15 protein-coding genes are annotated in these 12477 nt (G+C 29.6%); all 15 read left to right on the top strand.

The window, feature by feature from the left end; genetic code table 11:
* Positions 1-17: 17 nt before the first annotated feature.
* The 15 genes from ylxM (at position 18) to topA (ending at position 12473) form a co-directional block, all read left to right on the top strand.
* Positions 18-401, top strand: coding sequence for a YlxM family DNA-binding protein (gene ylxM, locus RT714_RS05590; RefSeq protein WP_313756589.1), 384 nt, complete (start codon positions 18-20; stop codon positions 399-401).
* Complete coding sequence (gene ffh / locus RT714_RS05585; protein ID WP_313756588.1) at positions 401-1741, top strand: signal recognition particle protein; 1341 nt, start codon at positions 401-403, stop codon at positions 1739-1741. Before ylxM ends, ffh begins: the two co-directional genes overlap by 1 nt.
* A 33-nt stretch (positions 1742-1774) precedes the next feature.
* Positions 1775-2032 carry a 30S ribosomal protein S16 gene (rpsP, locus tag RT714_RS05580; protein ID WP_313756587.1) on the top strand — a complete coding sequence of 86 codons (258 nt, stop codon included), beginning with the start codon at positions 1775-1777 and terminating at the stop codon, positions 2030-2032.
* 30 nt (positions 2033-2062) lie between these two features.
* On the top strand, positions 2063-2293 hold the full coding sequence (locus tag RT714_RS05575) for a KH domain-containing protein (protein WP_313756586.1): 231 nt from the start codon (positions 2063-2065) through the stop codon (positions 2291-2293).
* A gap of 47 nt (positions 2294-2340) precedes the next feature.
* Positions 2341-2844: a ribosome maturation factor RimM gene (gene rimM, locus RT714_RS05570; RefSeq protein WP_313756585.1), complete on the top strand. Its 504-nt coding sequence runs from the start codon at positions 2341-2343 to the stop codon at positions 2842-2844.
* Entirely contained in the window at positions 2841-3572 is a 732-nt protein-coding gene (gene trmD / locus RT714_RS05565) for a tRNA (guanosine(37)-N1)-methyltransferase TrmD (protein WP_313756584.1), read from the top strand. Before rimM ends, trmD begins: the two co-directional genes overlap by 4 nt.
* Before the next feature lie 109 nt (positions 3573-3681).
* Positions 3682-4029, top strand: a complete 348-nt coding sequence (rplS, locus tag RT714_RS05560; RefSeq protein WP_072972495.1) for a 50S ribosomal protein L19 — start codon at positions 3682-3684, stop codon at positions 4027-4029.
* Between the two features lie 45 nt (positions 4030-4074).
* On the top strand, positions 4075-4923 hold the full coding sequence (gene ylqF / locus RT714_RS05555; RefSeq protein ID WP_313756583.1) for a ribosome biogenesis GTPase YlqF: 849 nt from the start codon (positions 4075-4077) through the stop codon (positions 4921-4923).
* Positions 4924-4934: 11 nt separating this feature from the next.
* A complete protein-coding gene (locus RT714_RS05550; RefSeq protein WP_313756582.1) occupies positions 4935-5543 on the top strand; it encodes a ribonuclease HII in 609 nt (202 codons plus the stop codon).
* A 16-nt stretch (positions 5544-5559) separates the two neighbouring features.
* On the top strand, positions 5560-6993 hold the full coding sequence (locus tag RT714_RS05545; protein ID WP_313756581.1) for a hypothetical protein: 1434 nt from the start codon (positions 5560-5562) through the stop codon (positions 6991-6993).
* A 2-nt stretch (positions 6994-6995) separates the two neighbouring features.
* Positions 6996-7295, top strand: coding sequence for an EscU/YscU/HrcU family type III secretion system export apparatus switch protein (locus tag RT714_RS05540; protein WP_313756580.1), 300 nt, complete (start codon positions 6996-6998; stop codon positions 7293-7295).
* Complete coding sequence (locus RT714_RS05535) at positions 7285-7638, top strand: YraN family protein (protein WP_313756579.1); 354 nt, start codon at positions 7285-7287, stop codon at positions 7636-7638. Before RT714_RS05540 ends, RT714_RS05535 begins: the two co-directional genes overlap by 11 nt.
* A 99-nt stretch (positions 7639-7737) precedes the next feature.
* A complete protein-coding gene (locus RT714_RS05530; protein ID WP_313756578.1) occupies positions 7738-9267 on the top strand; it encodes a YifB family Mg chelatase-like AAA ATPase in 1530 nt (509 codons plus the stop codon).
* Positions 9268-9269: 2 nt separating this feature from the next.
* On the top strand, positions 9270-10364 hold the full coding sequence (gene dprA / locus RT714_RS05525) for a DNA-processing protein DprA (protein WP_313756577.1): 1095 nt from the start codon (positions 9270-9272) through the stop codon (positions 10362-10364).
* 24 nt (positions 10365-10388) lie between these two features.
* A complete protein-coding gene (gene topA, locus RT714_RS05520) occupies positions 10389-12473 on the top strand; it encodes a type I DNA topoisomerase (RefSeq protein ID WP_313756576.1) in 2085 nt (694 codons plus the stop codon).
* Positions 12474-12477: the final 4 nt, after the last annotated feature.

Below are 12477 nucleotides of genomic sequence, written 5' to 3'. Positions count from 1 at the left end.
ATTTTGTTGGTGATATAATGGTTGAGAAACTTATAGAGATAGGAATATTATTTGATTTTTATGGAAAATTACTTAGTGAAAAACAATATTCAGTAGTGGAGTTATATTATATTCATGATTTATCTTTAGCTGAAATTGGAGATGAACTTGGTGTTACTAGACAAGGTATATTCGACATTTTAAGAAGAGCAGAACAAAAATTATATGAATATGAAGAAAAATTAGGATTGGTAAAGAAGTTTTATAGTAGCCATGAGGACATTAGAACTATAATAGATATTTCAGAAGAGATAGTAGAGATTGGAAAAGCAAAAGGTAATGATGAAATTAAAGAAAAGGCTATGACTATTAATGAGATTGGCAGAAAAGTATTGGATAATAGTCGGGAGGTTGTTGATTAATGGTATTTGAATCTTTGTCAGAAAAGCTTCAGAATGCTTTAGGAAAATTAAAAGGGAAGGGTAAACTTTCAGAAAAAGATGTGGATCTAGCCATGAGAGAAGTAAGATTGGCTTTATTAGAAGCTGATGTTAACTTTAAGGTAGTAAAAGATTTTATAAAAACAGTCAAAGAGAGAGCAATTGGCTCAGAAGTAATGGAAAGTTTAACACCTGGACAGCAAGTTATTAAAATAGTAAATGAAGAACTAACTAATTTAATGGGTAAGAGTGAAGCTAAATTAAATTTTTCTTCCACTCCACCTACAGTAATTCTTATGTGTGGTTTACAGGGTGCTGGTAAAACAACTACTACTGGGAAGTTAGCCTTTAATCTGAAAAAACAAAACAAAAGACCCTTGTTAGTTGCTTGTGATATATATAGACCTGCTGCTATTAAACAACTTGAAGTAGTTGGAGAGAAAGTAGGAGCTCCGGTATTTACTATGGGAGATAAAATAAATCCTGTAGATATAGCTAAGGCAGCTTTGGAGCATGGAAAAAAACATGGTAATGATGTTATTATTATAGACACAGCTGGAAGACTTCATATTGATGAAGAGCTAATGGCTGAAATTAAAAATATTCATGATGCTGTAAAACCTAACGAAGTGCTTTTGGTACTAGATGCTATGACGGGTCAAGATGCTGTTAATGTTGCAGATTCTTTTAATCAGAGATTAGGTATTACTGGAGTTATACTTACTAAACTTGATGGTGATGCTAGAGGTGGTGCTGCTTTATCCATAAGAGCCGTAACTGATAAGCCTATAAAATTTGCGGCTATGGGAGAAAAGTTTGATCAATTGGAACCATTTCATCCAGATAGAATGGCATCGAGAATACTTGGTATGGGTGATGTGCTTAGTCTTATTGAAAAAGCTCAGGCAAATATAGATGCTAAAAAGGCAATGGAATTAGAGCAAAAAATTAGAAATCAACAATTTTCTTTTGATGATTTTCTAGACCAATTAGATCAAATGAAGAATTTAGGGCCAATTGATGAACTATTAGGAATGATACCTGGGATGAATTCTAAGGCTTTAAAAGGATTGGATGTAAGTGAAAAGGATATTAATAAAATTAAAGCTATAATACAATCTATGACTAAAAAAGAAAAGGATAATCCTGATATAATAGATAGTAGTAGAAGAAAAAGAATTGCTCAAGGTAGTGGAACTACAGTCCAAGATGTAAATAAAATACTAAAGCAGTTTAAAGAAACTAAAAAGATGATGAAAAGATTTACAGATATGGAAAAGACAATGAAGAAAAAAGGGAAATTTGGATTCCCCTTTTTCTAAATAGATAGTTAAATTTGTAAGGAGGTGAAAATAGTGGCTGTTAAAATTAGATTGAGAAGAATGGGAGCTAAGAAAAGTCCTTTCTATAGAATAGTTGTTGCTGATTCTCGTAATTCAAGAGATGGAAGATTTATCGAGGAAATTGGCTATTATAATCCATTAACTGAACCAAAAACAGTTAAAATAGATAATGAAAAAGCAATTAACTGGATGAAGAATGGAGCAAAACCAACTGATACTGTAGATAGATTATTTAAGGAAAATGGTCTATATGAGAAGGAAACAGAATAATTCTTAGGGAGTATCTAGGAGGTGCTAGAAATGGGAGAATTAGTAGAATTTATTGCAAAATCTCTTGTAGAGAATCCAGATGAGGTAGTAGTAAATGAGATAGAGGGAAGTCAATCTATCATTATTGAACTTAAGGTTCACCCTGACGATATGGGTAAGGTAATAGGTAAGCAAGGTAGAATTGCAAAGGCCATAAGAACTGTAGTTAAAGCAGCAGCTATTAAGGATAATAAAAGAGTTGTTGTGGAAATTATTCAGTAAGGGATTAGAGGACCTAATCCCTTTAAATAATAAAGATAGGTGAAAAAATGGATTATACAATAATTGGAAAGATAATTAGTACCCATGGAATTAAGGGAGAAGTAAAGGTTTATCCAATGACTGATAACCTTGATAGATTTAATTATTTGAAAACTGCATACATTGGTGATAAAAAAATCAAAGTAGAATTAGAAAAAGTCAAATATCATAAGAATTTAGCTATATTAAAATTTAAAGAATTCAATGATATAAATCAAATAATTCATTTCAAGGATACCTTTATTTATGTTGATGAAGAGGGGAAAGTTGTTTTACCTGAAAACCATTTTTTTATTTATGATTTACTAGGCTCTCAAGTTTTTGATACTGAATATAATTTAATTGGCATCATAACAGATGTTTTACAAGGACCTAGCAATGACATCTATGTAGTTAAAGATATGGAAAAAGCTAAGGAATATCTTATTCCTGCTGTAAAACAATTTGTTATAGATGTTAATATTTCTGATAAGAGAATAGTTATTGATCCTATTGAAGGGATGATAGAATGAAAATAGATATTCTGTCATTATTTCCAGAGTTTTTTTCACCATTACTTAGTTGGAGTATAATAGGAAGAGCTTGTGAAGAAAATAAAGTGTCAATAAACAGTATAAATATTAGAGACTTTTCCAAAAATAAGCATAAAAAGGTAGATGACTATCCTTTTGGAGGAGGAACGGGCATGGTTATGAAACCAGAACCAATCTTCCATGCTATTGACAGTGTGAGAGATAAAAACTCTAGAGTAATTTATTTATCACCTCAAGGAAAGAAGTTTAGTCAAGAACTGGCAAATGAATTGTCTAAGGAAGAACATCTAGTTTTATTATGTGGACATTATGAGGGGATAGATAATAGAATTATCGAGCATTATATAGACGAAGAAATATCCATTGGTGATTTTGTACTAACAGGTGGAGAAATACCCGCAATGATAATTATTGATGCTATTGTAAGACTATTACCAGGTGTACTTCGTTCAGATGAGTCTTTTACAGATGAATCCCATTATAATGGATTATTGGAATATCCTCAATATACAAGACCAAGAGAATTTAATGGCTATTCAGTACCTGATATATTATTATCTGGTAATCATGGAAAAATAGAAACTTGGAGAAAAGAAGAGGCTTTAAAGGCTACTTTGTCAAAAAGACCTGATTTACTTAAAAAGAAAACTCTATCAAAAGAAGAATTGATTATTCTGTCAAAAATAAAAGATAGTTTACAATTATAAATTAGTTGTAATTGAATTATACATATGCTATAATACCTAGCGTATGGAATTAGGGATGGTCCTCTGCCAATAGGGTAAGAACATCTAAGGAGAAGGGAGGTCTATACAAATGGATATAATTAAAATGTTAGAAGATGAACAATTAAGAAATGATTTACCAAAGTTTAATGTAGGAGATACTGTTCAAGTTCATTACAAAGTTGTTGAAGGAACTCGTGAAAGAATACAAGTATACGAAGGTACAGTAATTAAAATTCAAGGTGGCGGAGCTAGAGAAACATTTACAGTAAGAAGATTATCTTATGGTGTAGGTGTAGAAAGAACTTTCCCTATTCATTCTCCAAGAATTGAGAAATTAGTTGTTACTAGAAAGGGTAAAGTAAGAAGAGCTAAACTTTATTATCTAAGAGATAGACAAGGTAAAGCTGCTAAAGTTAAAGAGAAGAGATTTTACTAATTTATTGGGACTATATAGTCCCAATTTTATTTAGGTGGTGAAAGTATGAATATTAACTGGTATCCAGGGCATATGAAAAAGACAAAAGAATCTATACAGAAATCCTTAAAGATGGTCGATATTGTTTTTGAGTTGATTGATGCTAGAATACCTATGAGCAGTCAAAATCCTGTTATAGATTCAATAATAGGAGATAAACCCAGAGTAATTATCTTAAATAAATCAGATTTAGCAAGTAGCAATGGGAATAAAATATGGCAGGAGTATTTTATGAAAAAAAATATTTCTTCCCTTTCTTTAGAAGCATTAAATGGAAAAGGTATAGATAAATTACTAGATATTTCTTATGTTCTTACAGATGAAAAAAGAAAAGCCTATGAAAAGCGTGGTGTAATAAATAGACCTATTAGAGCTATGATTTTAGGAATACCTAATGTGGGAAAATCGACTTTGATTAATTCTCTTTCCGGAAGAAAGGGAGCGAAGACTGGAAATAAGCCAGGTGTTACAAAATCTAACCAATGGATTAAAACAAAAGGAAATTTGGAATTATTAGATACACCAGGTATTTTATGGCCAAAATTTGAAGACCTGGAAGTTGGATTGAATCTTGCTTTTACAGGAGCTATAAAAGATGAGATATTGGATATAGAAACCTTGGCTCTTAAATTAATAGAAAAACTTGCAAATTATTTTCCAAATCTTTTAAATAATCGTTACAATATAGAAGTAGAGGGTAAATCATATTTAGATATAATGGAAGAAATTGCCAAACGAAGAGGATGTATTCTTAAAGGTGGAGAAATAGATTATACCAAAGTTAGTAATATTATTCTAGATGAATTTAGAAAAGGTGTAATTGGGAAAATAACCCTTGAATTTCCCAAGGAATAGGAGATGTTATTGTGTTAGAGATTGAAAAAAGTATTTGGAAACTAGGGTTTAATAATATTGCCTGTATAGATGAAGTTGGCAGAGGATGCTTAGCAGGGGATGTAGTTGCTTGTGCAATAATAATGCCTAAAACTTCAGTAATTGAGGGAGTAAGAGATTCAAAAAAACTATCAGAAAAAAAACGTGAAATATTATATGACGAAATATTATCTCAATGTATAGCATATGGAATAGGTAGAGTAGATTCTAGTATGATAGATAAAATCAATATAAAAGAAGCTACTCGATTAGCTATGAAAATAGCAGTAGAGAATCTACAAGACGGAGAGGGAAATAAAGTTTATCCAGATTTTTTACTAATCGATGCAGAAAAAGTAGATTTAAAAATACCACAAGAATCTATTATAAAGGGGGATGATAGAACTTACGGTATAGGATGTGCATCTATTATTGCTAAGGTATTTAGAGATAGATTATGCTTAGAATGGGATAGAGAATTTGAAGGCTATAATTTAAAAAAACATAAAGGATATGGAACAAAAGAACATAGAGAAAATATACAGAAATTAGGTCCGTCACCTATACATAGAAAGTCATTTTTAAAAAATATATTAAAATAAATAAAGGGTGAGCTCATTGAGAATTGAAAATCTTTTATTAAATAATTTTATATTAAATAATAAGGAAGATATACTTCGTGAAGGATATACTTTTAAAGGGAAAGTATTAGAATTAATTGATGATTTAATCTTTGTTGAAATTGATGGACAAAGAACTATACAGGCTAAGTTAGAAACCAATGTAAAAATGAATATTGACGATGAGGTATCCTTTCTAGTGAAATCTGTAGATGATAATGAAATTATTTTAAGACCAACAATTAAAGAAAAGCTTCAATTATCCATTCCTAAGGAAAACAACCCTATTTCCAATTTACTTAAAAATATGAATATAAAAGAGAATAAGATATCAATGAAACTTGTAGAAAATTTAATGAGATACAATGCGCCTATAACTGAGGAAAATCTTATTGATGGAATGAAGGCTTTAGAAAAATTATTCCAACTATCTAATTTGACAAATGAAGAAAAAGTTATTTTAATAAATAATCCATCTCTTGTAAACAAAGCTCCAATATCAGAGAAAATAGAAAATACTCAAGAAAAAATACCTATAAAAACAGATTTAAAGTTCAATAGGGAGTTAATAATTGAAGAAAATAGAATTGAAGATGATACGTCTCCAGGTAAAGTAGATATAAGGTCCTTATTAGTTATTAACAAAGCTGATGATAAGGAGAGTGAAGATATAACTCCTTTAGTTAAAGAATTTGTAGTAAATGGAGATAATAATGATTTGGAAGAAGATATTAAAATAATTAGTTTTTTTTTAAAGTATAATATTAAACCTTCACTTAATAATATAAAAAATTTACGTGAGCTTAATGAAAATCCTATTGAGTTTGTAAAGGATTTAGAGTTAATAGACAAGATACTAAATAAAGATAATCCAAAGAACATAAATGGAATTCAATTAGAAGATAATGAAATAAAAGATATGATGTCTAATAAAGATACTAAAATTCTTGAACTACAAAAGAATATTTCTAATTTTGGAAATACAAAAGATTTGAAGTTAGCAGAAGATATTAAAAATTTTACCAATAAAATAGATTTTTTAAGAGATGTAAATAAAGATTTATCATTTGTTTTCTTCCCCATTAAGCATATGGAAAAAGAACTTGATGGAGTGCTAGCTTTAATAAAAGAAGGTAGAAAAAAGAAAAATTATAATGGAAAGACTAATATTTATATAAATGTAGAAACATATCATCTTGGAAATATAAAAGTTTCTTGTCAACTTTTATCTAATGTTTTACAAGTAAAAATGAATATACGAAATGAAGATTTGGAATTATTTAAATCAACAGAAAAACAATTGATTGAAAAAATTTTATTAATAGGTTATAGTCTAGACAGAATTGATTTTATATTAGATAATAGTATTCGGATAATTGATACTATAGTTTCTAATTCAAACCCAATTTATATTTTAGATTTGAAGGTGTAATAATGGATAAAGGGAAAGGATTATTTAAAAAGAATATAAGTAAAGCTGTAGCCTTATCTTATAATACTAAAGAGACAGCTCCTAAAGTTGTAGCAAAAGGAAAAGGTGTTATTGCAGATAGAATAGTGGAAAAGGGATTAGAAGAGGATATTACTGTATATAAAGATGAAGAACTAGTAGAAAATCTTATTGGATTAGAAATTAATGAGGAAATACCTGAGGAGTTATATAATGCAGTTGCAGAAATAATTTTTTATATCTATAATTTGGATAGGGAAAGAGGAAAAAGTTATGGCAACTAATATACAAAAAGGTAGGAAAGGTGAGATGCTCGCCAAAGAATATCTTATTTCAAAAGGTTATAGGATTTTGGACTTGAACTATAGAAATAAGATTGGAGAAATAGATATAATTGCTATGGATAGAAATATACTGGTTTTTAATGAAGTTAAAACAAGGACAAGTACGAACTTTGGATATGCCTATGAGGCAGTTAATAGAAAAAAACAACAGAAAATTATTTATTGCTCACAATTATATATAAGGCAAAAAAATTTAATAGATTATCAAATAAGATATGACATAATAGAAGTATATTTGACACCACATATTAAAATAAACCATATAGAAAATTCTTTTTGTTGATAATGATTGGAAAATTGGGAATCTTCACTATTACCCAGGTAATAGGGTAAAGGATTAATAAAGGGTGTAGATAAATCATATATAGAAAAGAGGTCTATTATGTACTCAAGAATCAATACTTGTGTATTACAGGGGTTAAATGGAAATATTGTTGAAGTTGAAACTGATTTATCTAGGGGACTACCAGTATTCAATATTGTTGGACTTGCGGACACTTCTATAAAAGAATCAAAAGAGAGAGTAAGAGCAGCAATTAAAAATAGTGGATATGAATTTCCTCTTAGTAGAATCACTGTAAATTTAGCACCAGCTAATTTAAAAAAAGAAGGCTCTCAGATGGACTTAGCAATTGCCATAGGTATTTTAAAGTCATCTGGTATTTTATTAGAAAAAAATATTAAGGATACAATTTTCATCGGAGAACTTTCCTTAGAAGGTAAGATAAATCCAATTCAAGGAGCATTGCCAATGATTATTTCCATGAGAGAACTAAATGTTTCAAGATGTATAGTTCCATATGGCAATAAAGATGAATGTTCTGTTATAGAAGATATGGAAATAATACCTGTAAGAAGCTTAAGAGATGTAGTTGATTTTTTAAATGACCAATTACATATAGATCCATATATAGGGAATATAAATACAGTTGATGATGATTATGAATATGCTTTGGATTTTGCAGATATAAAAGGGCAAGCTAGCCTTAAAAGAGCCTTAGAGGTAGCAGCAGCAGGTTCCCATAACATTCTCATTATAGGCCCTCCTGGGGCTGGGAAAACCATGGCTGCAATGAGATTACCTACTATATTACCAAAGCTATCCTTTGAAGAAGCTATAGAAGTTACTAAAATTTATAGTATTTCAGGATTGCTAAAAACTAACTCCCTGATAAAAGAACGACCATTTAGGTCTCCACATCACACAGCATCAACTATATCTTTAATTGGTGGGGGGAGAGTTCCAAAACCAGGAGAGATTTCTTTAGCTAATAATGGTGTTTTATTTTTAGATGAGCTTCCCGAATTTTCTAAGAATGTATTAGAAGTATTAAGACAACCATTGGAAGATGGAATTGTTACTATTGCTAGGGCAAATGCAAGTTTATCTTATCCAGCAAGGTTTATGTTAATAGCTAGTATGAACCCTTGTCCATGTGGATTTTATGGTGATCCATTACATGAATGCACTTGTACACAAGGTAATATTGATAGATATTTAGGTAAAATAAGCAATCCTCTACTGGATAGAATTGATATTCATATTGAAGTATTACCTGTAGAATATAATGATTTGAAAGGAAATAATGAAGAAGAAAAGTCTTTATCTATTAGGGAAAGAGTAAAAAAAGCAAGGAATATTCAACTTAATCGCTATAAAGATCAAAATATATTTACTAATTCACAGATAGCAAGCAGAGATATAAAGAAATATTGTAAACTTACAACTGGTTCTGAAAAAATTATGAACCAGGCTTTTGAGAAATATAAATTTAGTGGTAGAACTTATAATAAACTACTAAAGGTATCAAGAACCATTGCAGATTTAGACGGAGAAGAAATTATTCAGGATAGACATATTTTAGAGTCCATTAGATACAGAACTTTAGATAGTAAGTATTGGGGGAGATAAAATTGGATATTACTGAAAGAAATATTTTAATTTGGTTAAGTAGTCTAGGAATAGGAAATAGTAATATAGAAAAAATCATTGAGTATTTTTATGATTTAAAAAATTTATGGGAATGTGATAATAGTCAAATTAACTCCATAAAGATCTTAAGTGATTCAGTAAAAGAAAAACTTATATTAAATCGTAATGAAGAATATATAAATAAATTATTTATTAAGATAAAAAAAGAGAATTCTTGTATTATAACTATATATGATGAAAATTATCCTAATGGATTGAAATATATTGATAATAGTCCAAAAGTACTTTATATGAAGGGGAGTTTACAAGAGGAAGATAGTATTGCAATAGCTATAGTTGGCTCTAGGAAGGCGACCACATATGGAAAATGGGCTTGTGAAAAATTCACCAAAGAACTAGTAGGTTTAGGAGTAACAATTATTAGTGGATTAGCCTCTGGTATAGATACAATTGCACATAAAACTGCTTTAGAAAATGGTGGAAGAACTATAGGAGTTTTAGGCAATGGAATTGATACTATTTATCCAAAAACAAATTTACAGTTATATAAGAAAGTAGAAGATAATGGTGCCATAATTTCAGAATTTCCTTTGGGTACCCCTCCTTTAGCTTTTAATTTTCCACAGAGAAATAGGATAATATCAGGATTATCTAAAGGAGTTATAGTAATTGAAGCCCAAGAAAAGTCAGGTTCATTAATTACTGCTCATCATGCTTTAGAGCAGGGTAAAGATGTTTTTGCTTTGCCTGGCAATATCAATAGTATATTTAGTGCTGGAACAAATAAACTAATAAAAGATGGAGCAAAACCACTTTTAGAAATTGATGATATAGTTGAAGAAGTCTATGAACTAAAAGAAAGAATAATATTAAATAAAAGAAAAGGTATAGACTATTCAAATCATAGCGAAACAGAAATTAAAATAATCAAACTTTTAGAACAAGAACCTTTGCATTCAGATGCTATCGCATATAAAACTAATATAGATATAATTACTTTAAATAGTATATTAACCATATTGGAGTTAAAAGGTTCTATTAAAGAATTATCTGGTAGAGTATTTACCATTTGTTAGATTTATTTAGTGGAGGTGTAAATATTGCAAAAAAATTTGGTAATAGTTGAGTCCCCAGCTAAAGCAAAAACTATCGAAAGATTTTTAGGAAGAAATTATAAGGTTGTAGCTTCTATAGGACATATAAGAGATTTGCCAAAGAGTAGTTTAGGGATTGATATTGAGAAAGAATTTGAGCCTAAATATATTACAATAAGGGGTAAAGGACCAGTTATCAAGGATTTGAAAGATGAGGCAAAAAGGTCAAGGAAAATATTTCTTGCTACTGACCCCGATAGAGAAGGGGAGGCAATTTCTTGGCATCTAGCCCATATTTTGGGAATAGAAGAAAGTCAAAAAGTAAGGGTAGAGTTTAATGAAATAACTAAAGATTCCATAACCAATGCTATTAAAAAACCTAGGACTATAGACTTGAATTTAGTGGATGCACAACAAGCGAGAAGAATATTAGATAGACTTGTTGGTTATAAAATTAGTCCATTACTATGGAGAAAAATAAGAAAGGGTTTAAGTGCTGGTAGAGTGCAATCTGTTGTTGTTAAATTAATCTGTGATAGAGAAAATGAAATTCAAAAATTCATACCAGCAGAATATTGGAGTATAAAAGTAAATTTAGGGAAGGATAAGGAGAATTTTGAAGCTAGTTTCTATGGGGAAAATATAAATGGAAAAGAAACAAAGATTGAATTAAAAACTAAATTAGATGTAGATAATATATTAGATAGAATAGATAAGAACAATTTTGTTGTAAAGAATGTTAAAAAAGGAACAAAAAAAAGAAATCCCTATCCCCCATATACTACAAGTACGTTACAACAAGATGCTTCAAAAAAATTGGGATTTACAACTAAAAAAACAATGATTATAGCTCAGCAATTGTATGAAGGTATTGATATTAAGGGAGAAGGTTCAGTAGGTTTAATTACCTATATGAGGACGGACTCTACAAGAATTTCCAAAGAAGCTATTGAAATGGCTAATTCATTTATTAAAGATAATTATGGAGAAAAATATACAGATGGTGGAAAAGATTATAATAATAAATCTAAAAAGGATTCACAAGATGCTCATGAGGGCATTAGACCTACTAGTATTAGTAAAGTACCAAGTTTGATTAAGGAGTCTTTAACCCAAGACCAATTTAAACTATATAAAATGATTTGGGAAAGGTTTGTAGGTTCACAAATGACTCCAGCTATTTACAATACTATTTCTGTAACAATAGAGAGTAATAATATTTTATTTAAATCTAGTGGTTCAAAGTTAATCTTTGATGGTTTCTTAAAAGTTTATACTACTAGTGATGAAGAGGAAAAGGATATAGGGATTCCCTTATTAAATATAGATGATAAATTAATTTTAAATAATACTATTCCAAATCAGCATTTTACCCAACCTCCTCCTAGATATACAGAAGCGTCTTTAATAAAAACATTAGAGGAATTGGGGATTGGAAGACCAAGTACGTTTTCACCTACGATTTCAACTATATTAGCAAGAGAATATGTTGTCCTTGATAAAAAGTCATTCATGCCTACTGAACTAGGGATTTTAGTTAATGATTTATTGATAGAATATTTCAAGGATATTGTAAATGAAGAGTTTACTGCTGAATTGGAAGAAAGTTTAGATGAGATTGCAGAAGGAGAGTTACATTGGGTTAAAGTTGTTGAGAATTTTTATAAAGATTTTGAGTTATTTCTAAAAAAGGCTGAAGAAGAAATTAAAGAAATTGAAATAAAAGATGAAGTTTCAGATGAAATTTGTGAAAAATGTGGAAGAAATATGGTAATTAAACATGGAAGATTTGGAAAGTTTTTAGCCTGTCCAGGATATCCAGAATGTAAAAATACTAAGGCCATTGTAGATGAACTCAATGTTAAATGTCCTAAATGTAGTGGAAGTATTGTAAAAAGGAAATCAAAAAAAGGTAGGATTTTTTATGGATGTAATAATTATCCTGAATGTAATTTCGTTTCATGGGATGAACCAGTAGAGGAAAAATGCCCTCAGTGTGGAGGTATAATGGTAGAAAAAAGGAATAAGAAAGAAAGAATAGTGAAATGTATGGATAAAGAATGTGGATATACGGATGTCAAAAAAGTATAAATAA

This window comes from Tissierella sp., from assembly GCF_032104385.1.
GTDB lineage: Bacteria > Bacillota > Clostridia > Tissierellales > Tissierellaceae > Tissierella.
The sequence above is the reverse complement of the archived record's forward strand: the minus strand, read 5'-3'. Positions and strand labels throughout refer to the sequence as shown.

What these genes read in the sequence shown, in the direction of transcription:
- ffh (WP_313756588.1), top strand. Translation starts at nt 401, where the DNA reads ATGGTATTTGAATCTTTGTCAGAAAAGCTTCAGAATGCTTTAGGAAAA.
- ylqF (WP_313756583.1), top strand. Translation starts at nt 4,075, where the DNA reads ATGAATATTAACTGGTATCCAGGGCATATGAAAAAGACAAAAGAATCT.
- RT714_RS05575 (WP_313756586.1), top strand. Translation starts at nt 2,063, where the DNA reads ATGGGAGAATTAGTAGAATTTATTGCAAAATCTCTTGTAGAGAATCCA.
- RT714_RS05530 (WP_313756578.1), top strand. Translation starts at nt 7,738, where the DNA reads ATGTACTCAAGAATCAATACTTGTGTATTACAGGGGTTAAATGGAAAT.
- rimM (WP_313756585.1), top strand. Translation starts at nt 2,341, where the DNA reads ATGGATTATACAATAATTGGAAAGATAATTAGTACCCATGGAATTAAG.
- RT714_RS05540 (WP_313756580.1), top strand. Translation starts at nt 6,996, where the DNA reads ATGGATAAAGGGAAAGGATTATTTAAAAAGAATATAAGTAAAGCTGTA.
- trmD (WP_313756584.1), top strand. Translation starts at nt 2,841, where the DNA reads ATGAAAATAGATATTCTGTCATTATTTCCAGAGTTTTTTTCACCATTA.
- RT714_RS05535 (WP_313756579.1), top strand. Translation starts at nt 7,285, where the DNA reads ATGGCAACTAATATACAAAAAGGTAGGAAAGGTGAGATGCTCGCCAAA.
- ylxM (WP_313756589.1), top strand. Translation starts at nt 18, where the DNA reads ATGGTTGAGAAACTTATAGAGATAGGAATATTATTTGATTTTTATGGA.
- rplS (WP_072972495.1), top strand. Translation starts at nt 3,682, where the DNA reads ATGGATATAATTAAAATGTTAGAAGATGAACAATTAAGAAATGATTTA.